Origin of the sequence: Streptomyces sp. NPDC098781, assembly GCF_044759995.1 — a bacterium.
Lineage (GTDB): Bacteria > Actinomycetota > Actinomycetes > Streptomycetales > Streptomycetaceae > Streptomyces.
On the sequence record NZ_JBIWAK010000007.1, the window covers coordinates 212,858 to 236,381 of the forward strand.

Sequence of the window (23,524 nt, forward strand, 5' to 3'; positions counted from 1 at the left end):
GGCGTACGGACATGCCACGGCGGCTCGCTTCGGGGCGCGAGGCTCAGGGAGTGGTGCGGGGGCCCTCTAGAAGGCGCACATTCGGCACATGCGACACATACAACGAGCACCGGGCGTCATCGTCGCCTCGGTCGCAGGGGTGCGGTAGCTCGTCGTGGTCATGCGATCAGTAAACCAGACGTACGGTCCTTACCGACCGCCGCTGTCCGCATGCTGGACAGCGGCGGACAGCCGTCAGACGCGGACGGAGATCTCCACGCCCGCGTCGCTGACCAGCGCGGACAGGGCGGAGAGGTCCGGCACGACGAGGTCGGCGTCGACCTCGTGGGCCTGGTGGGTTGTGGTCAACGCCACGGTGGTCATTCCGGCGGCGCGACCTGCCGCGAGGCCGGCCGGGGCGTCCTCGAAGACGACGCAGTGGGCCGGGTCGACGCCGAGTTCACGGGCGGCGAGGAGGTAGGGCTCGGGGTCGGGCTTGCCGCGCGTGATGTCGTCGGCGGTGACCATGGTCTTGGGGAGGATGCCGACGGCGTCGAGCCGGGCCTCGGCGAGCCGCCGGGTGGCGGAGGTGACGACGGCCCAGCGGTCGGCGGGCAGCGAGTCGAGGAAGGCCTTCGTGCCGGGCAGCAGTCGTACGCCGTCGTTGGGCACGTCCTCCACCTCCAGCGTCTCGATCCGGGCGAGCGCCTCCGGCACGACATCGGCGGGGAGCAGCTCGGCGACTATCTCCACGGCCGGCCGCCCGTGCAGCTCGACCCGGCCGAACTCCTCGCTGATGCCGTACTCCTCGGCCCAGCGCGCCCAGCAGCGGCCCACGGAGTCGAGGGAGGAGACGAGGGTGCCGTCGTTGTCGAACAGAAGGGCTCGTGCATGGATCGTCATGCTCCCGACCCTACGGGCCGGGGGGAGCCGTCCGGACACGGCCTCCGGCGCGGCCCCCGCGGCGGCCGCCGTGACCGGTGGGCGCGTCACCGGCCGGACGATCGCCGGACGGACAGGGGCGGCGGCATCGGGGCTTTTGGCCCGTCATAGGCTTGCCGCATGCTTGCTGTCCTGACACTGGTGACCGGTGTCGCCGCGCTGTTGCTCGCCGCCTGGTGCGGCTGGGCGGCCTACCGTGACCAGCCGACCAAGGACTGGCACTTCATCGGGATGGCCGTGGTGACGGTACTGGCCCTGGTGCAGTTGGTGGTCGGGATCGTGCTGCTGGCGCGGGGCGACAAGCCGGAGCAGGGCACGACGATCTTCGTGGCGTATCTGCTGGGTTCGTTCGCGTGCATCCCGGCCGCCGGGTTCATGTCGCTCGCCGAGCGCTCGAAGTGGGGTTCGGTGACGGTCGCCGCCGGCGGTGTGGTGCTGGCCGTGCTGGAGGTGCGGCTCTATGACATCTGGGGAGGCTGAGGTGGCCGTGACCGAGGAGAAGCCCGCCAGGACACGGCTGATCAGCGGGCCCGGGATCGTGCTGGTGTGGCTGTACGGCGTGATGGTGGTCGGGGCCGTGTCGCGGTCCGTCTACCAGATCGCGACCGAGTTCGACCGGGCGCCGCTCGCCTACGCGCTGTCGGCGGTCGCCGGGCTCGTGTACGGCTTCATCACGTACACGCTGGTCCGCGGTGGCGAGAAGGCCCGCAAGGCGGCGCTGGTGTGCTGCGCCGCCGAGCTCGCGGGCGTACTGATCGTCGGGACCTGGACGCTGGTCGATCCCTCGGCGTTCCCCGACGCGACCGTGTGGTCCGACTACGGGATGGGCTACCTCTTCATCCCCGTCCTGCTGCCGGTGTCGGCCCTGTACTGGCTCCGCAAGGCACGAGCCGTCAAGCCGTAGCCGCGTAGGCCCCGGCCGGCTTCTCCAGGACGATCATCGGCACTCCGTCCGCGCCCTCCGCCGTGCCCACCGCCTCGTAGCCGACCTTGCGGTACAGGCGGAGGTTGCCCTCGCTGCGCCGGCCGGCCTCCAGGCGGAACCGCTTGGCGCCGCGCTGTTCGGTGAGGGCGGCTTCCGCGGCGCGCAGCAGGCGGGCGCCGATGCCGTGCCCCTGGAGGCGGGGGTGGACGCAGAGCTTGCCGATGGCCGCCGAGCCGTCCTCGGTGCTGCTGCCGCGGACGGAGCCGACCACCTCCTCGCCGAGCCGGGCCACGAAGACGCAGTCCGCGGCGACTTCGGCCCTGACCGAGTCCAGGGTTTGGACCAGGGGGTCGATGCGGTAGTTCCCGTACAGCGCTGCCTCGCTCTGGAAGCACAGGTACTGAAGCCTGAAGATCTGCTCCGCGTCCTGCTCGGTCGCCGCAGAAATGGTCACGCTCATGCCCATATGCGCACGCCTCCCGCTCACCTGATCGCCTGTCGTCCCCCACTCCTATCCCCGCGCGCCGCGGGCCGCAACCTCCGGTGTGAGCAATCGGCGCAGACATCCCAGGCATCTGGAACGTTCCGGGCCGAGACTGCCCTGTGAGATACCCAACTCCCCCGCGATTTCCCGGTATGTCGGGTCGTGCGGCGCGAGCAGCGCGGCCACCAGCCGGGGGCAGCGGCCCGGCAGCCGGCGCACGGCGTCGCGCAGGTCGCGGTGGCGGGCGGCCGTCAGGGCGAGGTGCTCGGGATCGTGCCGGTCGGCGTCGGCGGCGGGCTCGTGCTCGTGCTCGTAGGGCCGTTCCCGGCGATGCGTACGGCGGCTTCGGCGGGCCTCGGAGCGCACGGCCCGGCGCAGCCAGCCCGGGGGGTCCGGGGGCGGGCCGTCGGAGTCGAGGCGTTCCAGGAGGCGGAGCCAGACCGCCTGTTCCAGGTCGCCCGGCTCCGCTCCGGAGGCGGGCGCCTCGGCGGAGGCCTCCGCGATGAGCAGGGGACGCAGGGCGGCAACCAGGTCGTCCGTCATATGCGGCACGACGCGGCCGCCCGGGCGTGAGGTTGCCCGGGCGGCCGACTGTCACCCCAACCGGGGCGGGAGGCTCAGCCGTTGACGAAGTCCTGGCGGGCCAGCAGGCCGGTGTCGGGGTTGTCGGTGAAGACACCGTCGATGCCGGTCGCGAAGTACGTCCGGTAGGCGCCGAAGACGTCGCCGTAGGCGTCCGCGTCGGTGCCCTTGCGGAAGTTCGCGGGGAGGAAGGGGTTCTCGTTGCGCATCGTGTAGGGGTGCAGGATCAGGCCCACCTTGTGCGCGTCGGCGACCAGCGTGGTGGGCTGGGTGAGGTTGCCGTTCGCGTCCTTCGGGATGATCAGGTCCAGCGTGGGGCCGATGCCCTGGGCGTAGGAGGCGATCTCCCTCAGGCCCGCCGGCCTGATCAGGTCGGCGACCGTGCGCGGGTCGCCCGTCTCGACGAAGTCCCAGGGGCGGGTCGTCGCGCCGGAGAGCAGGACCACCAGCGGGTTGTCGACCAGCTTGTTCAGGCGCTGGATGCTGGTCGGCTCGAAGGACTGGAGGATGACCGGCGAGTTCCGCTTGTCGCGGCCGTACTTGTGCAGCACCTTGGCGACCCGCTCCTCCAGGGCGAGGCCCTGCTTGCGGAAGTAGGTAGGGTGCTTGAGCTCGGGATAGATCCAGACCTGCTTGCCGCGCTTGCGGGTCTGCTCCTCCTGCCACCGCAGGACCTCTTCGAAGGTCGGGATCTCCCAGCGACCGTTGTAGAGGGTGTTGTGCGGGCGGTTGGCCGGGATGCGCTCGGTCGCGCGCAGCGTCTTCAGCTCGGCGAGCGTGAAGTCCTCGGTGAACCACCCGGTGGTGGCGACGCCGTCGAGGGACTTGGTCTTCCTGCGGTCGGCGAACTCGGGATGGTCGGCGACATCGGTGGTGCCGCCGATCTCCGGCTCGTGCCGGCAGACGAGATGGCCGTCCTTGGTGGGCACCAGGTCGCCGGCCTCGACGATGTCGGCGCCCATGTCGAGGGCCAGCTGATAGGAGCCGAGGGTGTGCTCGGGCCGGTAGCCGCTGGCTCCGCGGTGGCCGATGATCGTCGGCTTGGGCAGGCTCTTCACGCCACCGCCTCCGTGCCGGGCCTCCGCGGCCCCCGCCGTACCGGACAGCCCGAGGACCGCGCCGCCCGCGCCGAACACGGCAGCGCCGAGAAGCTTCCGCCGTCCGGTCCCGGACGTCTGCTCGTTCTCCTGCGTTCCCATGAGCGCCCTTCCTGACGTCTCCTCATCGATGCGGGCCGATCGTAGGTGCGCGTCCATGACAGGTGGGAGACCCGGGGCGGAACTCGCGGGTGACACCGGATGTCGTGTGAGAACAGCGAGGTGACGGGCCATCGGATCCCGGCGGATTCGTATGCGGCCGGACGGGGCACCCGTCCGGCGGGCCTCCGAGCGATGTCCGTCACATCGTTGCGAGCGCGTTACGGACGGTCCACGGCGCGTCACCGCAGGTAAACGTGGGTCAACGGCGAGTAAGACCTGAGTGAAGTCGGCCCACCCGATGTGCGGGATCCCCTGGACCGCGAGTATCGTCCTCACCTGCACAGACTTATACGAATCCCTTGACACCGGAGGGCACGTTGTCCCGCTTCGCGCTCATCAAGGCAGTGCTCGGACCGATCATGCGCTTGATGTTCCGCCCACAGGTGGAGGGCGCGGAGCACATCCCCGGCGACGGTCCGGTCATCCTGGCCGGCAACCACCTCACGTTCATCGACTCGATGATCCTGCCGCTGGTCTGCGACCGTCAGGTCTTCTTCATCGGCAAGGACGAGTACGTCACCGGCAAGGGCTTCAAGGGCCGGCTGATGGCCTGGTTCTTCACCGGCGTCGGCATGATCCCGGTCGACCGCGACGGCGGCCGGGGCGGTGTGGCGGCGCTGATGACCGGGCGTCGGATCCTGGAGGAGGGCAAGGTCTTCGGCATCTACCCCGAGGGCACCCGCTCCCCCGACGGGCGGCTGTACCGGGGGCGTACCGGGATCGCCCGGCTGACCCTGATGACGGGTGCGCCCGTCGTCCCCTTCGCGATGATCGGCACCGACAAGATCCAGCCGGGCGGGGCGGGCATGCCTCGGCCGCGCAAGGTGCAGGTGCGCTTCGGTGAGGCCATGGAGTTCTCCCGGTACGAGGGGATGGACCGGGACCGCTATGTGCTGCGGGCGGTGACCGACTCCGTGATGGCGGAGGTCATGCGGCTGTCGGGGCAGGAGTACGTGGACATGTACGCGAGCAAGGCGAAAGAGGCGGCGTAACTCCGCCCGCAGGTCGCCGGCTGCGATGTCGCGGGGCCCGGTCGAGTGGTTCTCCGGGCCCCCGCGTCGCCGCTTCCTAGTGGTCCAACCGCTGGCCGCGCAGCAGGAACCACGCCGCCACCGCCGCGGCCAGCAGGACCGCCGCGCCCGCGCCCGACGCGATCGCCAGGCCGTCGACGAAGGAACCGCGCGCCGCGTCCAGCATCGCCTCGGACGTCTGCGCCGGCATCCCGGCCGCCGCCTCCACCGCGCCGCCCAGCGACTCGTGCGCCTCGGCCGGTGTCCCCGCCGGACCCGTGAAGTCGCGGTACACCCCGGTCACGATCGAGCCGAGCACCGCGATGCCGAGCGCCGCGCCCAGTTCGTACGCCGTCTCCGACACCGCGGACGCCGCGCCCGCCTGCTCCTTCGGTACGGAGGACAGGATCACGTCGGACGTCACCGTGAAGGAGAAGCCGGCGCCGACGCCGACCACCAGAAGGGCGGCACCCAGCAGGGGGTAGCCCGTCGAGCGGTCGATCACCGTGAGCGCGGCCAGGGCGAGGCCGATCGCCGCGAGGCCGCCGGAGACCACGGCGCGGACCGAGTAGCGCCGGGCCGTGCGACCGGCGATCAGACCGGCCACCACCGCGCCGATCGCGGCGGGCAGTTCGGCCAGGCCCGCCTCCAACGGCCCCCGGCCCTGCACGAGTTGCAGGAACTGGGAGAGGAAGAAGACCAGGCCGGACAGGCCGAGGATGGTCAGCAGGTCGGCCAGGACCGCACCGCTGAACCCACGGCGGCGGAACAGCCGCATGTCCAGCAGCGGGGCCGGCAGGGTGAGCTGGCGGCGCACGAAGCCGTACAGCGCGGCCGCGCCCAGCAGGCCCGTGGCGAGCGTGATCCAGGTGAAGCCATGTGCGGCCGCCTCCTTGACGGCGTACACGACACCGATCATGCCGACGAGGGACAGCGTCACGCTGATCATGTCCCACGGACCGGGACTCGGGTTCCGGGACTCGGGCAGCAGCTTGATGCCGACGAGGACCAGGACCACCATCACCGGCAGGTTGATCAGGAAGACCGAACCCCACCAGAAGTGCTCGAGCAGGAAGCCGCCGACGATCGGACCGACGGCCGTGCCGGCGGAGGCGGTCGCGCCCCAGATGCCGATGGCCAGGCTGCGTTCGCGCGGGTCGTGGAAGAGGTTGCGGATCAGGGCGAGGGTGGCCGGCATCAGGGTCGCGCCCGCGACACCGAGCAGCGCCCGGGCGACGATCATCATCTCCGGGGTCGTCGCGTAGGCGTTCAGGACGGATATCGCGCCGAACGCCGTGGCGCCGACGAGCAGGATCCGCTTGCGGCCGATGCGGTCGCCGAGGCTGCCCATCGACACCAGCAGACCGGCGATGACGAAGGAGTAGACGTCGCCTATCCAGAGGAGCTGGGTGCCGGAGGGCTTCAGGTCCTCGCTGATGTAAGGGGTCGCGAGGCCGAGGACGGTCGCGTCGACGGCCACCAGCAGCACGGCGAGCACGAGGACGGACAGCGCCAGCCAGCGACCGGGGCGCTTCGTCACCGCCTCGGTCGTGGTCGTCGCCTGCACGGTGCTGGTCATGATTCCTCTCTCCGGAGTGCGCCGCCGAGCAACAGCTCGACGATCATGTGGGTGAAGTCGTTGCGGGCGACGCGGCCTTCCGCGACCGCCCAGGCCCCCGAGCCCAGCAGGCCGTAGAGGGCCTCGGTGAGCCAGACCGGGCTGAGGTCGATGCGGAACTCGCCGCCGCGCTGGCCGCGTCGGAAGAGCGCGGCGATGCGGTCGTCGATGCGCGCCCAGCCCTCGTTCTGCTGCTCGCCCTCGAACAGCTGGTTCTCCGTGTAGAGGAAGGCGAGCAGTCCGGCCGACGGCTCGATCTCGCGGACCAGCCGGTGCACGGCGTCGCGTGCCGTGCCCTCGTCGAGCCGGGCCGCGTCCAGCGCGGCCTCGCACTCGTCGATGCCGAGCGACTCCAGCGCCCTGATGAGCGCGTCCCGCCCGGCGAACTGCCGGTGCAGCGTGGCACGGCTGATCCCGGCCGCCTTGGCGACCTCGTCCATGGTCGCGGTGGCTTTTCGGGTCAGCAGCGCCGCGGCGCTGCGCAGTACGTGGTCACGATCAACGGCCATGAGACAAGAGTAACGCATGTGAGACATGAATGTCTCACACTGGGCATGCGTGACTCATTCCCGCTGATCAACAGAGCTGATCAACAGAGCTGATCAACAGGAGTGATCAATAGGGGTGATCGACAGGGGTGGATCAGTGCCAGGGCAGCCGACCGCGCCGCTCCCAGTACGCGCCCGGCTCCTCCGTCAGCGTGGCCAGCCGCTCCAGCTGCTCCTCGTCGAGGTCCACGGCGGCGGCGTGCAGGTTGGACGCGAGCTGTACGGTCGTCGCGGCGCCGGAGAGGACCACGCCGGCCCAGGGTTGGCGCAGGATCAGCGCGAGGGCGACGGCGTCACAGCCCAGGTCCGTCCGCGCGGCCACGGCCTTCAGCGCGTCCGGGGCGTACGGGTCCGCGAGCCGCCCGTTGGCCATGCCCTCCTTGACGATCACCGTGAGCCCGGCGTCGTGGGCCTCGGCGAGTGCGGGGGCGGCGGAGGTCTCCAGGGCGTTGTACGTCGACTGGACGGTGCGGAAGAGGGGCTCGCCGTCGACGGTCACGGCCAGGGCGGCACGGACGGCGTCGGCCTGGGCGGGGCCGCTGGTGGAGAAGCCGATGGTGAGGCCCTGCGCCGCGGCTTCGGCGAGCCTCGCGTGGAGGTCCTTGTCGGTGAGGGCGGGGCTGTCCGGGGTCACCGAGTGGATCTGGTAGAGGTCGAGGCGGTCGCCGAGGAGGTCGTCGGACTCGGCGCGCTGGCGCTCGTAGGTCGCGAGGCCGTGGTCCTTGACCTCGTGCGTCTCGGCGTCGGTCGACCAGTCGGCGGTGTAGGTGTAGCCCCATTTGCTGCCGACGACCACGTCGTCCCGGCCGGGGTTCGCGTTGAGCCAGTCCGCGAGGAACTCCTCGGAACGACCGTAGGAGCGAGCGACGTCGAAGTAGCGGACGCCCTGCGCGTAGGCGGCGTCGAGGAGTTCGTGGGTCCGGTCGCGCAGGGCCTCGACGCCCCGGGCCTCGCCGAGGTCCTCGTCCCGGCCGAGGTTGATGTAGCCGGGGCGGCCGACGGCTGCGAGGCCGAGTCCGATGTGGCAGGTGGGGGTCGTCGCTGTTGCCAGTCGGGCGAAGGGCATCGCGGGCTCCGTTCGGTCGGTTCCGGTACGGCTTGCGACCAACGTAACCCGTGATGACCTTCGCCTCGGAGATCGGGCTGTGCGGCAGTTCGGCGAGTGCGCGGACGCGGTGGCCTGTCGCGCACATCCCGCGCCCCGAGCCCCGAGCCCCGCGCCCCTACGAGCGATTCGCCCACCGGTGCTGGGCCGCGACGTCCTGCTTCACCTCTGCCAGCTGGACGGCCACCGCGCTCGGCGCCGTGCCGCCACGGCCGTTGCGCGAGGCGAGCGCGCCCGGCACGTTGAGCACCGTCCGCACTTCGGGCGTCAGATGGGCCGAGATCTTCGCGAACTGCTCGTCCGTCAGGCCGTCCAGTTCCTTGCCCTCGGCCTCGGCGACCTTGACGCACTCGCCGGCGACCTCGTGCGCGACACGGAACGGGACGCCCTGCTTGACCAGCCACTCGGCGATGTCGGTGGCAAGGGAGAAGCCGGCCGGGGCCAGTTCCTCCATGCGCTCGCGGTGGATGGTGAGGGTGGCCATCATGCCGGTGAAGGCGGGGAGCAGGACCTCCAATTGGTCGCAGGAGTCGAAGACCGGCTCCTTGTCCTCCTGGAGGTCGCGGTTGTAGGCGAGCGGCAGCGCCTTGAGGGTGGCCATCAGGCCCGTCAGGTTGCCGATCAGACGGCCGGACTTGCCGCGCGCCAGCTCGGCGATGTCCGGGTTCTTCTTCTGCGGCATGATCGACGAGCCGGTGGAGAACGCGTCGTGCAGGGTCACGAAGGAGAACTCCTTCGTGTTCCAGATGATGACCTCCTCGGCGATCCGGGAGAGGTTCACCCCGATCATCGCGGTGATGAAGGCGAACTCGGCGGCGAAGTCCCGTGAGGCCGTGCCGTCGATCGAGTTGGCGGCGGAGCCGTGCTCGAAGCCGAGGTCCTTGGCGACCGCCTCCGGGTCCAGGCCGAGGGAGGAGCCGGCCAGGGCTCCGGAGCCGTACGGGGAGACCGCGGTGCGCTCGTCCCACTGGCGCAACCGCTCGGCGTCCCGGGACAGGGACTGGACGTGCGCCAGGACATGGTGGGCGAAGAGCACCGGCTGGGCGTGCTGGAGGTGGGTGCGGCCGGGCATCGCCACGTCCGGGTGGGCCTCGGCCAGGCCCACCAGCGCGTCCTGGAGGTCGGCGATCAGACCGCCGATGATCCGGGCATGGTCGCGCAGATACATCCGGAAGAGGGTCGCCACCTGGTCGTTGCGGGAGCGGCCCGCGCGCAGCTTGCCGCCGAGGTCGGGGCCGAGGCGCTCCAGCAGGCCGCGCTCCAGGGCGGTGTGCACGTCCTCGTCGGCGATCGTGCCCACGAAGTCGCCGGACGCGACGTCCGCCTCCAGCCGGTCCAGCCCGGCGATCATGCGCTGGAGCTCGTCCTCGGTGAGCAGGCCCGCCTTGTGCAGCACGCGCGCGTGGGCACGCGAACCGGCGATGTCGTAGGGCGCCAGCCGCCAGTCGAAGTGGACGGACGCGGACAGCTTGGCCAGGGCCTCGGCGGGACCGTCTGCGAAACGGCCGCCCCAGAGCCGTACGTCACCGCTGTTGCTGCTCACTCGCTGTGCTCCTCGGGAGGGTCCGGGTGTGGCACCGCCTCCCCGTGGCGTGAACGGGGAGGCGGCCGTCAGGCTGATGCGCGCCGCCACACATCTATTGCATGAGTATGCAGAGCTCTGCATGATTCGTCAATCCGACTTCGGCCGGGCCGGAAATCGGGACACTCTTTGAACGCGAGAAACCGCTTACCCGTATCTCTCGCCGAACGCAGGCGCCGCGTTTGTAAACGACGACACCCCCCGACCCGAGTGAGGCATCCGCATGTCCAGGGCTCTTCCGAAGTACAACAAGCGCCGCGTCGCGTTCATCGGCGGCGCCGCCGCGGTGGCGCTGTCCGGCACGGTGATCGCCGGTTTCGCGCTCGCCGGGGAGACCACGGCGTCTTCGAAGAGCGGCGGCACGAACGCCCGGACCCTGGCCGGGCCCGGCACCGTCTCCTGCCCCGACGTGAAGTCGAAGCTCCCGGCGGTCCCCGCGACGGCGAAGGCCGAGGTCGACCGCAACCTCGCGCTGCTCAACACCCAGATCCAGGAAGCGAACAAGCGACTGGTCGACACCGTGGGCCAGGGCGGGCCCAACTTCGTCCAGAACGCCATCCTCGGCCCCCTCAAGGACAAGCGGGTGGCGACGATCAACCGCATGGCGACGGCCATCGGGCGCACGGCCGCCAGACCGCAGGGCCTGGACGCGCTGGCGCCGTGCACCCTCAATGCGAACGGGAGCGCGGCCGCCGCGACCCCGACCCAGCAGGCAGGCGGCAACACAGGGAACAGCGCAAACGCCGGCAATGCCGGCAATGCCGGCAACACGGGTAAGGGCAACGCCGCCGGGGCCATCTCCTGCCCGGACGTGAAGTCGAAGCTCCCGGCCGTCCCCGCGACCGCGAAGGCCGAGGTCGACCGCAACCTCGCCCTCCTCAACACCCAGATCCAGGAGGCGAACAACCGACTCGCCTCCTCGGTCGGCCAGGGCGGGCCCAACTTCGTCCAGAACGCGATCCTCGGCCCGCTGAAGGACAAGCGGGTGTCGACGATCGACCGCATCGCCATCTCCATCGGCCGTACGGCGGCCAAGCCGCAGGGGCTCGGCTCCCTGGCCGCCTGCACGCTCACCCGGTGACGTGACAGGCAGCCATGGCCGCCCCGTTGGCACGCCGGCCGGGGCGGCCATGGTGACACCGACTGGACCCGGCAATTCCTTAGACACGCGAACGATCCACGTCCATACTCGGTGGACGTGGGAAAAACCTATGAACGCATCGACGGCAGGCTCCGCACCTTCATCGAGAAGCAGCCGCTCTTCTTCACCGCGACCGCTCCCCTGTCGGCCGACGGGACGGTCAACCTCTCCCCCAAGGGCCTCAAGGGCTCCTTCGTGATCCTCGACGAACTCACGCTGGCCTACCTCGACTTCGCCGGCTCCAACGCCGAGACCGTCGCCCATCTGCGGGAGAACGGCCGGATCACCCTCATGTGGTGCGCCTTCCAGGGCCCGCCCAACATCGTCCGGGTGCACGGCCGCGGCGAGGCCGTCTTCCGCGACGACCCACGGTTCGGGGAACTGCTCGCGCACTTCCCCGACATCGACCCGTCCTCGCACGGGCTGCGCGCGATCATCGTGGTACGGGCCGAGCACGTGCGCGACTCCTGCGGCTACGCCGTCCCCCTGATGACGTACGACGAGGACCGCGATCTGCACGGCAAGCGGTTCGCCAGGGAGGACGACGACTCGCTCAGCGCGTACTTCACCAGGAAGGAGTACATCGCGACGAGCCTGGACGGGCTGCCCGGGCTGCCGTTGCCGCTGCCCCCGTCTAGCGTCTGAGCCATGCGCCCCGGTGTCCTCGCCCTAGCGTCCGTGTCCCTCCTCCTGCTCGGCGCCGCGCCGGCCGGCGGGCCGCCTCAGCCGCTGCCCGCGCGGATGGCCGACACCGGGGGCGGCAGCCAGCTGATCACCGCCGTGGCACCCAAGCCGGGCTCGACGTCGGGGACGGTCACGTGGTGGGACCGGGTCGACGGGCGGTGGGTGCGGGCGGGTTCGGCGCCGGCCCGCTTCGGCGCGAAGGGGCTCGTCGAGGGGGCGAAGCGCAAGCAGAGCACGAACACCACGCCGACGGGGCTGTACGGGCTGCCGTACGCCTTCGGCATCAAGGCGGCGCCGAGCGGGACGACGTACAAGTACCGCCGTGTCCACCAGGACTCCTGGTGGTGCCAGGACAACGACTCGCGCGCGTACAACCGCTGGAGCGAGCCACTGGCGCGCGACTGCCGGGCCGCCGAGTCCGAGCACCTGGTCTCCTACGGGGCGCTCTACGCGCACGCGCTGGTCATCGGCTTCAACTACGAGCACCCGGTCCAGCGGCGCGGCGCCGGAATCTTCCTCCATGTGAAGGGGCGCGGGGCGACGGCCGGTTGTGTGTCGGTCCCCGCGGACGCGATGCGGCGGATCCTCAAGTGGGCGGTTCCGGGGCACAGGCCGCACATCGCGATCGGGACGGCGAGCGGGCCGACGGCCATCACCCGGTACTGATCGCGGACGACTGAACACACGGACCTCCCCGCACGTATCTCTGGGCCAAGGGACCACGCCCACGCACTCCCCTTGCTCCCGTCCCCGGAGGAACCGTGACCACCACGCTCGCGGGCGGCCGTGCCGCCCGACGCCAGACGATGCGCCGCATCCGTCCGCGCCGCTCCCCGGCCGTACCGTTGGTGATCGCCCTGTGGGCGGGCGCGGCGGCGGTGCTGTGGCTGTGGTGGGACAACACGCCGTCCCTCGCCGACAACACGGCCAAGATCCTCGCGGCGGGCCGGATCACCGGTCTGCTGGCCGGCTATCTGATGGCGCTGGTGGTGCTCCAGATGGCACGGGTGCCCGCGCTGGAGCGGCGGGTGGGCTCGGACCGGGTGGCGCGCTGGCACGCGATGAGCGGCCGGTACACGATCTGCCTGGTCATCGCGCATGTGTTCCTCACCATGTGGGCGTACGCGCTCCAGGCCGGCAAGACCCTCGGTGACGTCGTCCAGCAGACGATCGACTCGGTCAACACACTGCCGGACATGGGCAAGGCGGCCATCGGCACCGGTCTGCTGTTCCTCATCGCGTTCATCTCGATCGGGGGCATCCGCCGGCGCATCCCGTACGACACCTGGTACCACGTGCACCTGCTGACGTACGCGGCGGTGTACCTGACGTTCTGGCACCAGATCTCCACCGGCAACGAGTTCGCCGTCGAGCCCGCCGCGAAGACCTTCTGGTACGGGCTCTACGGCGCCGTGACCGCGGCCGTCGTCTGGTACCGGGTCCTCACCCCGATCCGCCTCAATCTGCGGCACCGGATGTACGTGGAGGCGGTCATCGAGGAGACGCCGGGCATCGTGTCGGTGCTGATCGGCGGGCGCAAGCTGCATCGCATGGGGGCGCAGGCCGGGCAGTTCTTCCGGTGGCGGTTCAAGGCGCCGGGCATGCGGTTCAGCTCCCACCCCTACTCGCTGTCGGCGGCGCCCCGACCCGACATGCTGCGCATCACCGTCAAGGCGATCGGCGACCACACGTCCCGGCTGCGTGACCTCAAGCCCGGCACCAAGGTGTGGGCCGAGGGCCCGTACGGCGCCCTGACCGCCCAGCGCCGCAGCCGGGGCAAGGTGCTGCTGGTGGCGGGCGGCGTCGGGATCACGCCGATGCGGGCCCTGTTCGAGACACTGCCCGGCGCGTCCGGTGACATCACCCTGCTCTACCGGGCCAACAGCACCCAGGATCTGGCGCTGTGGGACGAGCTCGCGGCCATCGCCGACGAGCGCGGTGCCCGGCTGATGTACGCGGTCAACAGCCCCGACGGCGAGCGGCCCGACATCTCCGCGGAACGGCTGAAGCAGAAGCTGCCCGACATCGACGACCACGACGTGTTCATGTGCGGGCCGGCCGGCTTCGCACAGTCCGTCTACGAAGCACTGCGCGGCGCGGGTGTCCCTGCCCGCCGTATCCATCACGAGTCGTTCGAGATGTGAGCGACGGGACTTCAAGACTCCAGGAGCTGTAGGACCGATGAGGAAGAGTCATCCCATCCGGCGGGTCGTGCTGGCGGGCGCCGCCACCGTGTCCGGGATCGTGCTGCTGCTGTCGCTGAAGCCGGCGTCCGACCCGGGTTCCGCACAGGCGGCGGGCGTCGGCGCACCACCGGCGGCCTCGGCCCAGGGCGGCGCCGAGGCCGCCGGGTCCGGCACGATCACCGGTGACGCGGCGCAGACCCAGTACGGTGCCGTGCAGGTCCGGCTGACCCTGGACAACGGAAAGATCATCCAGGCGGCGGCCGTCCAGGCCCCCAAGGGCGGCCAGAGCGACCAGATCACCGCGAACGCCGTGCCGAAGCTCAACCAGGCGGCGCTCGCCGCGCAGAGCGCGGACATCGACGCGGTGTCCGGGGCGACGTACACCAGCGCCGGCTACAAGAAGTCCCTCCAGTCGGCGATCGACAAGGCGAAGGCGAGCGCGGGCTCGCAGGGTTCGGGCGCCGCCCAGGCAGCCACGGTGACAGGCGCTGTCGCCCAGACCCAGTACGGGCCGGTCCAGGTCCGGATCACCGTCAGCGGCGGGAAGATCACCAAGGCCGAAGCCGTCCAGACACCCAAGGGCGGCCAGAGCGACCAGGTCACCGCCAACGCCGTACCCAAACTCAACCAAGCCGCCGTAACCGCCGGCAGCGCGGACATCGACGCGGTCTCCGGGGCGACGTACACCAGCGCCGGCTACAAGGAATCACTCCAGTCGGCGATCGACAAGGCGAAGGCGAGCGCGGGCTCGTCGCAAGGCTCGCAGGAATCGCAGGGGTCCGGTTCGCAGGGGTCGGGTGCCGCGCAGGCCCGTACCGTCACCGGCGGTGTCTCCCAGACCCAGTACGGGCCGGTCCAGGTCCGCATCACCGTCAGCGGCGGAAAGATCACCAAGGCCGAAGCCGTCCAGACACCCAAGGGCGGCCAGAGCGACCAGGTCACCGCCAACGCCGTACCCAAACTCAACCAAGCCGCCGTAGCCGCCGGCAGCGCCGACATCGACGCGGTCTCCGGCGCCACCTACACCAGCGCCGGCTACAAGGAATCACTCCAGTCGGCCCTGGACCAGGCCGGTGGCTGACACGGTGGTGGAACCGACAGAGGCTCCCGCCGCGGTACGTCGGGCGGAGGAGGTCATGGGGACGGTCTTCTCCTTCGACGTCCGCGGCGGGGACACCGGTGTCGTGCAGACGGCACTGGAAGAGGCGGTCGCCGGGCTGCACCGGGTCGACGAGGTGTTCAGCACCTACCGGGACGACAGCGAGATATCCCGCCTGGTGCGCGGCGAGCTGACCGTCGGCGACTGTGCGGCGGAGGTCGCCGAGGTCCTCGACCTGGGCGCCGAGGCGGAACGGCTCAGCGAGGGCTGGTTCAGCACGACGTACGAGGGCCGTCTCGACCCGACGGGCATCGTCAAGGGCTGGTCGGTCGAGCGGGCGGCACGTGCGCTCGCGGACGTCCCGGGCGTGACCGGGGTGAGCGTGAACGGCGGCGGCGACGTGCAGTTGCTGGGGGTGCCGGGCCCGGAGCGCCCGTGGCGGGTGGGCGTGTCCGACCCGTTGCGCCCGGGTGGCCTCGCGGCGGTCATCTCCGCCGCCGGCCTCGACGAACTGGCGGTGGCCACCTCCGGTACGGCGGAACGCGGCACCCACATCGTGGACCCCCGCACGGGCCGCTCAGCGGTGACGGACCTGGTCGCGGTGACGGTGGTGGCCCCCCGACTGACCTGGGCCGACTGCTGGGCGACGGCGGCGTTCGCGATGGGCTCACGGCAGGGGTTGCGGTGGCTGGAGTCGCTTCCGGAGGTGGAGGCACTGCTGATCACAGCCGGCGACGAGGTTCGCTGCACAGGAGGCTTGGCGGCTCGACTCGGGTGAGCGAGCCACCTCAGGGGCACCGGGGCTGTGCCGGCCTGCGGCTCCGCACTCAGTGGCCGTTCTGAGCCAACCGGAGCAGATGATCGGCCAAGGCCTGACCGCCCGTGGGATTCCGACTGATCAGCAGCAAGGTGTCGTCACCGGCGATCGTCCCCAGAATGTCCTGCAACTCGGCCTGGTCGATGGCCGACGCAAGAAACTGCGCCGCCCCCGGAGGGGTACGCAGCACCACGAGATTCGCCGATGCCTCCGCGGAGATGAGCAGTTCCTGCGACAGCCGCCGCATCCGCTCTTCCTTCGCCGACTCCCCCAGCGGCGCCCGAGGCGTACGGAACCCGCCCTCGCTCGGCACCGCGTAGATCAGGTCGCCGTCGTTGTTACGGATCTTCACCGCGTTCAGCTCGTCCAGATCCCGGGAGAGCGTCGCCTGAGTGACGCTCAGCCCGTCGTCCGCGAGCAGCTTGGCCAGCTGACTCTGCGACCGCACCGGCTGCCGGTTGAGGATGTCCACGATCCGGCGGTGGCGCGCGGTGCGGGTCTGCGGCACGGCAGGCCCGGCGGCCCCGTTGTGCTCGTGGTCCTGCGCCTGACTCATCGTCGTCTCATTCCCCGGATCATCCGTCCCCGTCGGCCACGTCAAGGATGCCGGGAAGCCCCTGAAGAAGCGCCTCCACTTCATCGTCTCCGAGGTTCAGCGGCGGCATGAGCCGTACGACATCGGGGGCGGGCGCGTTCACCAGGAAACCGGCGTCCTGAGCTGCCTGCTGCACCTTGGCGGCGAGCGGCTCGGTGAGCACGATACCCAGGAGCAGGCCCGCGCCCCGGACATAATCGATCAACGGGTGGCCAAGAGCGTCGATTCCGTCGCGCAACTTCTCGCTCTGCTGCTTGACGTTCTCCAGCAACCCTTCGTTCTCGATCGTGTCGAGAACCGCCAGTCCGGCCGCGCACGCGACCGGGTTGCCGCCGAAGGTCGTCCCGTGCTGACCGGGCTGGAGCAGCTCCGCCGCCCGCCCGAAGGCGACCGTCGCGCCCAGCGGCAGCCCGCCGCCGAGCTGCTTGGCGAGGGTGACGACGTCCGGCAGGACGCCCTCGTGGGCCTGGTAGGCGAACCAGTGACCGGTGCGGCCGACACCGGTCTGCACCTCGTCCAGGACCAGCAGGGCGCCGGTGGCGGCGGTGATCGCCCGCGCCGCCTTGAGATAGCCGGGCGGCGGGACCACGACGCCGTTCTCGCCCTGGACCGGCTCGATGATCACCAGAGCCGTCTCCTCCGTCACCGCCGCGGCCAGCGCCTGCGCGTCGCCGTACGGCACATGCGTGACGTCACCGGGCAGCGGACGGAAGGGTTCCTGCTTGGCGGGCTGACCGGTCATCGCGAGGGCGCCCATCGTGCGGCCGTGGAAGCCGCCCTCGGTGGCGACGACATGGGTCCGCCCGGTGAGCCGGCCGATCTTGAACGCGGCCTCGTTGGCCTCGGCGCCGGAGTTGCAGAAGAAGACCTTGCCGTCCCGCCCGAAGAGCTCCAGCAGCCGTTCGGCGAGGGCGAGGGTCGGCTCGGCCATGAAGAAGTTGGAGATGTGGCCGAGGGACGCGATCTGCGTGCTCACGGCCTCGACGATCGCGGGGTGGGCGTGGCCCAGCGCGTTGGTCGCGATCCCGCCGACGAAGTCGAGGTACTGCTTGCCGTCGGCGTCCCAGACCTTCAGGCCCGCACCGCGCACGAGCGGCAGCCGCGGGGTGCCGTAGTTGTTCATCAGCGAGCCCTGCCACCGCTGGGCGTACTCCTGATTCCCGGTCATTCGGCGTCCCCCTCTGGCGCGTCCGGCACGACCATCGTGCCGATTCCCTCGTCGGTGAAGATCTCCAGCAGGATCGAGTGCTGGACCCGGCCGTCGATGACGCGGGCGGTCGTCACGCCATTGCGGACGGCGTGCAGACAGCCCTCCATCTTCGGCACCATGCCGGAGCTCAGATCGGGCAGCAGCTTCTCCAGCTGGGTGGCGGTGAGGCGGCTGATCACCTCGTCGGAGTGGGGCCAGTCCTCGTAGAGGCCCTCGACGTCCGTGAGGACCATGAGGGTTTCGGCGCCCAGCGCAGCAGCGAGTGCCGCAGCCGCCGTATCAGCATTGACGTTGTAGACATGGTGGTCGTCCTGGCTTCGGGCGATCGACGAGACGACCGGGATCCGGCCGTCGGCCAGCAGGGCCTCGATCGCGCCCGTGTCGATGTCGGTGATCTCGCCGACCCGCCCGATGTCGACGAGTTCGCCGTCGATCTGGGGCTGGTGCCGGGTGGCGGTGATGGTGTGCGCGTCCTCGCCGGTCAGGCCGACGGCCAGCGGGCCGTGCTGATTGAGCAGCCCGACCAGTTCACGCTGGACCTGTCCGGCCAGCACCATCCGTACGACGTCCATGGCGTCCTCGGTGGTGACCCGGAGCCCCGCCTTGAACTCGCTGACGATGCCGTGCTTGTCGAGGGCGGCGCTGATCTGCGGGCCGCCGCCGTGCACGACGACCGGCTTGAGGCCGGCGTGGTGCAGGAACACGACGTCCTGGGCGAACGCGGCCTTCAGTTCCTCGTCGACCATGGCGTTGCCGCCGAATTTGATGACGACGGTCTTGCCGTTGTGCCGGACCAGCCAGGGCAGCGCCTCGATGAGGATCTGGGCCTTGGGGAGCGCGGTGTGCTTGCGCGCGGGTGGGTTGCTCATGAGGAGTAGGCGCTGTTCTCGTGGACGTAGTCGGCGGTGAGGTCGTTGGTCCAGATGGTCGCGGTCTCGGAGCCGGCGGCGAGGTCGGCCACGATGTGCACCTCGCGGTAGCGCATGTCGACCTTCTCGCGGTCCTCGCCCACCCCGCCGTTCTTGCACACCCAGACGCCGTTGATGGCGACGTTCAGCTGGTCGGGCTCGAAGGCGGCGGCCGTCGTGCCGATCGCGGACAGGACACGGCCCCAGTTGGGGTCCTCGCCGTGGATGGCGCACTTGAGGAGGTTGTTGCGGGCGATGGACCGTCCCACCTCGACGGCGTCGTCCTCGGTCGCGGCGTTGATCACCTCGACCTTGATGTCCTTGCTGGCGCCCTCGGCGTCCCGGATCAGCTGCTGACCGAGGTCGTCGCACACCTGCCGTACCGCCTCGGCGAACTCCTCGTACCCCGGGGTGACTTCGGCCGCGCCGGAGGCGAGCAGCAGCACGGTGTCGTTGGTGGACATGCAGCCGTCGGAGTCGACGCGGTCGAAGGTCGTGCGGGTGGCCGCCCGGAGCGCCTTGTCCAGTACGTCGCTGTCGAGGGCGGCGTCGGTGGTGAGGACGACGAGCATGGTGGCGAGGCCGGGGGCGAGCATGCCGGCGCCCTTCGCCATCCCGCCCACGGTCCAGCCGTCCTTGGTCACGACGGACGTCTTGTGGACGGTGTCGGTGGTCTTGATGGCGATGGCGGCCTTCTCGCCACCGTGCTCGGAAAGCTGCTCAGCGGCGGTCTCGACGCCGGGGAGCAGCTTGTCCATGGGCAGCAGCACACCGATGAGGCCGGTCGAGCACACGGCGACCTCGATCGCGCCCCGGCCCAGGACCTCGGCGGCCTTCTCGGCGGTGGCGTGCGTGTCCTGGAAGCCCTTGGGTCCGGTGCAGGCGTTGGCGCCGCCGGAGTTGAGGACGACGGCCGACACCTGGCCGCCCTTGAGGACCTGCTCGGACCACAGCACCGGCGCGGCCTTGACGCGGTTGGAGGTGAAGACGCCCGCGGCGGAGCGGCGGGGCCCGTTGTTGACCACGAGGGCCAGGTCCGGATTGCCGTTCTCCTTGATCCCGGCGGCGATGCCCGCCGCCGTGAATCCCTTGGCTGCCGTGACGCTCACGGTGCGACTCCGATCGTGGAAAGCCCGGTGTTCTCGTGAAACCCGAGGGCGATGTTCATGCTCTGGACGGCGCCGCCGGCCGTCCCCTTGGTCAGGTTGTCGATGGCGCTGATCGCGATGATGCGGTTCGCGGCGGCGTCGAAAGCGACCTGGACCTGAACTGCGTTCGAACCGTAGACGGACGCCGTGGCCGGCCACTGGCCCTCGGGGAGCAGGTGGACGAAGGGTTCGTCGGCGAACGCCTTCTCGTAGGCGGCGCGCACGGCCTCGCCGGTGACCCCCGGCCTCGCGGACGCGGTGCAGGTGGCGAGGATGCCGCGCGGCATCGGGGCGAGGGTCGGCGTGAAGGAGACGGAGACCCGCTCGCCCGCGGCCGCGCTGAGGTTCTGGATCATCTCGGGCGTGTGCCGGTGGCCGCCACCGACGCCGTACGGCGACATGGAGCCCATGACCTCGCTGCCCAGCAGATGCGGCTTGAGCGCCTTGCCCGCGCCCGACGTCCCGGAGGCGGCGACGATCACGGCCTCGGGCTCGGCGAGGCCGGCGGTGTAGGCCGGGAAGAGGGCCAGCGACACGGCGGTCGGGTAGCAACCGGGTACCGCGATGCGCTTGGACCCCTCCAGCGCGGCGCGGGCACCCGGAAGTTCGGGGAGCCCGTACGGCCAGGTGCCGGCGTGCGGGGAGCCGTAGAACGTCTCCCAGTCCCCCGCGTCCTTCAGCCGGAAGTCGGCACCCATGTCGACGACCAGCACCTCCGGGCCGAGCTGCTCGGCGACGGCGGCGGACTGGCCGTGCGGCAGGGCGAGGAAGACGACGTCGTGCCCTGCCAGCACCTCGGCCGTGGTCTCCTGGAGCACGCGGTCGGCCAGGGGCACCAGATGCGGTTGCAGCGCACCGAGCCGCTGTCCGGCGTTCGAGTTGCCGGTCAGGGCTCCGGTCTCGACCTCGGGGTGCGCCAGGAGCAGACGCAGCAGTTCCCCGCCCGCGTATCCGCTCGCTCCGGCCACTGCCGCACGTACCGCCATGGGTTCCTCCTCCTAGACGGCATGACTATACGTAACGCCGCAGTTTTATGCAATCGGGTTCGGCCGGATGCGGAGACCGGACCGATCGACGCATGCCGAGGACCGATGGTGGGCCACAACCCCGCCATACGCCAGCCGCGGATGCGGCCCGCCGCTCAGGCGTTCCAGGTCCAGTCGGCGACCTCGGGCAGGTCGGTGCCGTGTTCGCGGATCCAGTCGTGGTGGCGGGTGCGGGCGTCGGCCATGGTCTGCCGTACGGCGGCGGCACGCACCGCGAGGCCGGGGACGCGGTCGATGACGTCCATGACGAGCCGGTAGCGGTCGAGGTTGTTGCGGACGACCATGTCGAACGGTGTGGTCGTGGTGCCGGACTCCTTGTAGCCGCGCACGTGCAGGTTGTCGTGGCCGGTGCGGCTGTAGGCGAGGCGGTGGATCAGCCAGGGATAGCCGTGGTAGGCGAAGATCACCGGCTTGTCCGTCGTGAACAGGCCGTCGTACTCGAACTCGGTCATCCCGTGCGGATGGTCCTCGCGCGGCAGCAGCCGGGTCATGTCGACGACGTTGACCACGCGGACGGCGAGTTGCGGCAGGTGTCGGCGCAGGAGCTGGGCGGCGGCCAGGATCTCCTGGGTGGGCACGTCCCCGGCGCAGGCGAGGACGACGTCCGGCTCGTCACCGTTCTCCGTTCCGGCCCAGTCCCAGATGCCGGCGCCGCGGGCGCAGTGGGCGCGGGCGGCGTCCATGGACAGCCAGTCGAAGCAGGGCTGCTTGCCGGCGACGATCACGTTGACGTAGTCGCGGCTGCGCAGGGCGTGGTCGGCCACGGACAGAAGGGTGTTGGCGTCCGGCGGCAGGTAGACCCGTACGACCTCGGGGCTCTTGTTGAGGACGTGGTCGACGAAGCCGGGGTCCTGGTGGGAGAAGCCGTTGTGGTCCTGGCGCCACACGTGGGAGGTCAGCAGGTAGTTCAGGGAGGCGATGGGAGCCCGCCAGGGCAGCTGCCGGGACGTCTTCAGCCACTTGATGTGCTGGTTGACCATGGAGTCGACGATGTGCACGAAGGCCTCGTAGCACGAGAACAGCCCGTGCCGGCCGGTCAGGAGGTAGCCCTCCAGCCAGCCCTGGCACATGTGCTCGGAGAGGATCTCCATCACCCGGCCGTGCCGGTCCAGATGCTCGTCCACCGGCAGGGTCTCCGCCTGCCAGGCCTTGCCGCTGGCGTCGTAGACGGCCTGGAGCCGGTTGGAGGCAGTCTCGTCCGGGCCCACCAGCCGGAAGTCACGCCGGTCGGCGGTGTCCTTCATGACCTGCTCCAGCAGATCCCCGAGGACCCGGGTCGGCTCGTGCAGGGTCGTGCCGGGCTTGTCGACCGGTACGGCGAAGGTGTCGAGGGACCGGATGGGCAGGTCGCGCGTGAGGAGACCGCCGTTGGCGTGCGGGGTGGCACCCAGACGCCGAGCACCCTCGGGGACGCAGGCCAGGACGTCGGCAACGGGACGGCCGTCCGCCTGGAACAGCTCCTCAGGCCGGTACGAGCGCAGCCACGCCTCCAGCTGCCTCAGATGCTCCGGGTTGTCCCGCACGCCGGCCAGCGGGACCTGATGGGAACGCCACGTCCCCTCCACGGGCAGGCCGTCGACCTCGACCGGACCGGTCCAGCCCTTCGGCGTACGCAGCACGATCATCGGCCAGTGGACGCGCTCGCTGACGCCACCCTCCCGGGCGGTGCGCTGCATCAGGGCGATGCGGTCCAGCACCTCGTCCAGGGCGCGTGCCATCGCCCGGTGGACGGCGGCCGGATCGTCGCCGCTGACATGGACCGGCTCGTGGCCGTATCCCCGCAGCAGGGCGTCGAGTTCGGCCTCGGGCAGCCGGGACAGCACGCTCGGGTTGGCGATCTTGTAGCCGTTCAGGTGCAGGATCGGCAGCACGGCGCCGTCGTGGACCGGGTCGAGAAACTTGTTGGAGTGCCAGGACGCGGCCAGCGGACCGGTCTCCGCCTCACCGTCGCCGACCACGCAGGTGACGAGCAGGCCCGGGTTGTCGAAGGCCGCGCCATAGGCGTGGGCGAGCGAGTAGCCCAGCTCACCGCCCTCATGGATGGACCCCGGGACCTCCGGGGCGACATGGCTCGGCACACCGCCCGGGAAGGAGAACTGCCGGAACAGCCGCTCCATCCCCTCGCCGTCCCGCGACACATCCGGGTAGATCTCGCTGTAGCTGCCGTCCAGCCAGGAGCCGGCGAGCACCGACGGCCCGCCGTGCCCCGGCCCCCACACGCACAACGCGTCGAGGCCGCGCGCCTTGATGACCCGGTTGAGGTGGGTGTACACGAGGTTCAGGCCCGGTGAGGTGCCCCAGTGGCCGAGCAGCCGCGGCTTGATGTGCTCGGGAGTCAGGGGCTCGGTCAGCAGCGGGTTCGCCATCAGATAGATCTGGCCCGCGGCGAGATAGTTCGCGGCACGCCAGTGGGCATCCAGGGTGCGCAGTTCCTCGTCGGAGAGTGCGGTGGCGTTGCGGTGTTCGGCCTTGGACATCGGAGGGCTCCGTGGGTAGGTCATCGAGCGGTGCTGGGCCGACCGGCGACCACACGGCGGCACTGCCGCACGAGTCGTCGCCGCTCCCACGCTTACCGCCGCGCGGGCCCGACGGCTACCGGACGGGCCGAGTGGGGCAGCGCCCCTTCCAGTACCTCCGCGGCCTGCCCTTCATGCAT

23 protein-coding genes are annotated in these 23,524 nt (G+C 70.6%); 9 read left to right on the forward strand and 14 right to left on the reverse strand.

The annotated features are described in order from the left end of the window. Positions 1-234: 234 nt before the first annotated feature. Positions 235-882, reverse strand: a complete 648-nt coding sequence (locus ACIQWG_RS27980) for an HAD family hydrolase (protein WP_404100699.1) — start codon at positions 880-882, stop codon at positions 235-237. Between the two features lie 159 nt (positions 883-1,041). Between ACIQWG_RS27980 and ACIQWG_RS27985 the strand changes: the two genes are divergently transcribed. Further along, positions 1,042-1,401 (forward strand): hypothetical protein, encoded by a 360-nt coding sequence (locus tag ACIQWG_RS27985; RefSeq protein ID WP_404100701.1) that lies wholly within the window; start codon positions 1,042-1,044, stop codon positions 1,399-1,401. Position 1,402: 1 nt separating this feature from the next. Beyond that, on the forward strand, positions 1,403-1,825 hold the full coding sequence (locus ACIQWG_RS27990) for a hypothetical protein (protein WP_404101144.1): 423 nt from the start codon (positions 1,403-1,405) through the stop codon (positions 1,823-1,825). Here ACIQWG_RS27990 and ACIQWG_RS27995 read toward each other — a convergent pair. The 3 genes from ACIQWG_RS27995 to ACIQWG_RS28005 form a co-directional block, all read right to left on the reverse strand. Next, the gene (locus ACIQWG_RS27995; protein WP_404100703.1) at positions 1,815-2,312 is read right to left on the reverse strand and encodes a GNAT family N-acetyltransferase; all 498 of its coding nucleotides are present in this window, start codon (positions 2,310-2,312) and stop codon (positions 1,815-1,817) included. The genes ACIQWG_RS27990 and ACIQWG_RS27995 overlap by 11 nt on opposite strands. A 45-nt stretch (positions 2,313-2,357) precedes the next feature. Continuing rightward, complete coding sequence (locus tag ACIQWG_RS28000; protein WP_404100705.1) at positions 2,358-2,873, reverse strand: RNA polymerase sigma factor; 516 nt, start codon at positions 2,871-2,873, stop codon at positions 2,358-2,360. A 74-nt stretch (positions 2,874-2,947) separates the two neighbouring features. Then, positions 2,948-4,111, reverse strand: a complete 1,164-nt coding sequence (locus tag ACIQWG_RS28005) for a glycerophosphodiester phosphodiesterase (protein ID WP_404100707.1) — start codon at positions 4,109-4,111, stop codon at positions 2,948-2,950. Between the two features lie 377 nt (positions 4,112-4,488). Here ACIQWG_RS28005 and ACIQWG_RS28010 point away from each other — a divergent pair, with 377 nt between their 5' ends. After that, positions 4,489-5,163 (forward strand): lysophospholipid acyltransferase family protein, encoded by a 675-nt coding sequence (locus ACIQWG_RS28010; protein WP_404100709.1) that lies wholly within the window; start codon positions 4,489-4,491, stop codon positions 5,161-5,163. A gap of 76 nt (positions 5,164-5,239) precedes the next feature. Here ACIQWG_RS28010 and ACIQWG_RS28015 read toward each other — a convergent pair whose 3' ends face one another. From ACIQWG_RS28015 to argH, 4 genes are all read right to left on the reverse strand, one after another. Next, a complete protein-coding gene (locus ACIQWG_RS28015; protein WP_404100711.1) occupies positions 5,240-6,760 on the reverse strand; it encodes an MFS transporter in 1,521 nt (506 codons plus the stop codon). Beyond that, positions 6,757-7,308 (reverse strand): TetR/AcrR family transcriptional regulator, encoded by a 552-nt coding sequence (locus ACIQWG_RS28020; protein ID WP_404100713.1) that lies wholly within the window; start codon positions 7,306-7,308, stop codon positions 6,757-6,759. The genes ACIQWG_RS28015 and ACIQWG_RS28020 overlap by 4 nt, the downstream gene beginning before the upstream one ends. Before the next feature lie 133 nt (positions 7,309-7,441). Continuing rightward, positions 7,442-8,413, reverse strand: coding sequence for an aldo/keto reductase (locus ACIQWG_RS28025; RefSeq protein WP_404100715.1), 972 nt, complete (start codon positions 8,411-8,413; stop codon positions 7,442-7,444). Between the two features lie 157 nt (positions 8,414-8,570). Next, on the reverse strand, positions 8,571-9,995 hold the full coding sequence (gene argH, locus ACIQWG_RS28030; RefSeq protein ID WP_404100717.1) for an argininosuccinate lyase: 1,425 nt from the start codon (positions 9,993-9,995) through the stop codon (positions 8,571-8,573). 262 nt (positions 9,996-10,257) lie between these two features. Here argH and ACIQWG_RS28035 point away from each other — a divergent pair, with 262 nt between their 5' ends. The 6 genes from ACIQWG_RS28035 to ACIQWG_RS28060 all read left to right on the forward strand — a co-directional run bounded on the left by ACIQWG_RS28035 (position 10,258) and on the right by ACIQWG_RS28060 (position 15,922). Continuing rightward, a complete protein-coding gene (locus ACIQWG_RS28035; RefSeq protein ID WP_404100719.1) occupies positions 10,258-11,115 on the forward strand; it encodes a hypothetical protein in 858 nt (285 codons plus the stop codon). A 117-nt stretch (positions 11,116-11,232) separates the two neighbouring features. Then, complete coding sequence (locus tag ACIQWG_RS28040) at positions 11,233-11,820, forward strand: pyridoxamine 5'-phosphate oxidase family protein (RefSeq protein WP_404100721.1); 588 nt, start codon at positions 11,233-11,235, stop codon at positions 11,818-11,820. Between the two features lie 3 nt (positions 11,821-11,823). After that, positions 11,824-12,525: a L,D-transpeptidase gene (locus ACIQWG_RS28045; RefSeq protein ID WP_404100723.1), complete on the forward strand. Its 702-nt coding sequence runs from the start codon at positions 11,824-11,826 to the stop codon at positions 12,523-12,525. 95 nt (positions 12,526-12,620) lie between these two features. Then, positions 12,621-14,003, forward strand: coding sequence for a ferric reductase-like transmembrane domain-containing protein (locus tag ACIQWG_RS28050; protein ID WP_404100725.1), 1,383 nt, complete (start codon positions 12,621-12,623; stop codon positions 14,001-14,003). A 37-nt stretch (positions 14,004-14,040) separates the two neighbouring features. Continuing rightward, complete coding sequence (locus tag ACIQWG_RS28055) at positions 14,041-15,126, forward strand: FMN-binding protein (RefSeq protein WP_404100727.1); 1,086 nt, start codon at positions 14,041-14,043, stop codon at positions 15,124-15,126. A gap of 55 nt (positions 15,127-15,181) precedes the next feature. Next, the gene (locus ACIQWG_RS28060; protein WP_404100730.1) at positions 15,182-15,922 is read left to right on the forward strand and encodes an FAD:protein FMN transferase; all 741 of its coding nucleotides are present in this window, start codon (positions 15,182-15,184) and stop codon (positions 15,920-15,922) included. Positions 15,923-15,971: 49 nt separating this feature from the next. On the opposite strand, the gene ACIQWG_RS28065 is transcribed toward ACIQWG_RS28060, so the two are convergent. The 6 genes from ACIQWG_RS28065 to ACIQWG_RS28090 form a co-directional block, all read right to left on the reverse strand. Next, entirely contained in the window at positions 15,972-16,517 is a 546-nt protein-coding gene (locus ACIQWG_RS28065; RefSeq protein ID WP_194048135.1) for an arginine repressor, read from the reverse strand. A 19-nt stretch (positions 16,518-16,536) separates the two neighbouring features. Continuing rightward, positions 16,537-17,724, reverse strand: coding sequence for an acetylornithine transaminase (locus ACIQWG_RS28070; protein WP_404100732.1), 1,188 nt, complete (start codon positions 17,722-17,724; stop codon positions 16,537-16,539). Further along, complete coding sequence (gene argB / locus ACIQWG_RS28075) at positions 17,721-18,635, reverse strand: acetylglutamate kinase (protein ID WP_404100734.1); 915 nt, start codon at positions 18,633-18,635, stop codon at positions 17,721-17,723. The genes ACIQWG_RS28070 and argB overlap by 4 nt, the downstream gene beginning before the upstream one ends. Continuing rightward, positions 18,632-19,783: a bifunctional glutamate N-acetyltransferase/amino-acid acetyltransferase ArgJ gene (argJ, locus tag ACIQWG_RS28080; RefSeq protein ID WP_404100736.1), complete on the reverse strand. Its 1,152-nt coding sequence runs from the start codon at positions 19,781-19,783 to the stop codon at positions 18,632-18,634. Before argJ ends, argB begins: the two co-directional genes overlap by 4 nt. Next, complete coding sequence (gene argC, locus ACIQWG_RS28085) at positions 19,780-20,808, reverse strand: N-acetyl-gamma-glutamyl-phosphate reductase (RefSeq protein ID WP_404100738.1); 1,029 nt, start codon at positions 20,806-20,808, stop codon at positions 19,780-19,782. Before argC ends, argJ begins: the two co-directional genes overlap by 4 nt. A gap of 155 nt (positions 20,809-20,963) precedes the next feature. Beyond that, positions 20,964-23,345: a phosphoketolase gene (locus ACIQWG_RS28090; RefSeq protein WP_404100740.1), complete on the reverse strand. Its 2,382-nt coding sequence runs from the start codon at positions 23,343-23,345 to the stop codon at positions 20,964-20,966. Positions 23,346-23,524: the final 179 nt, after the last annotated feature.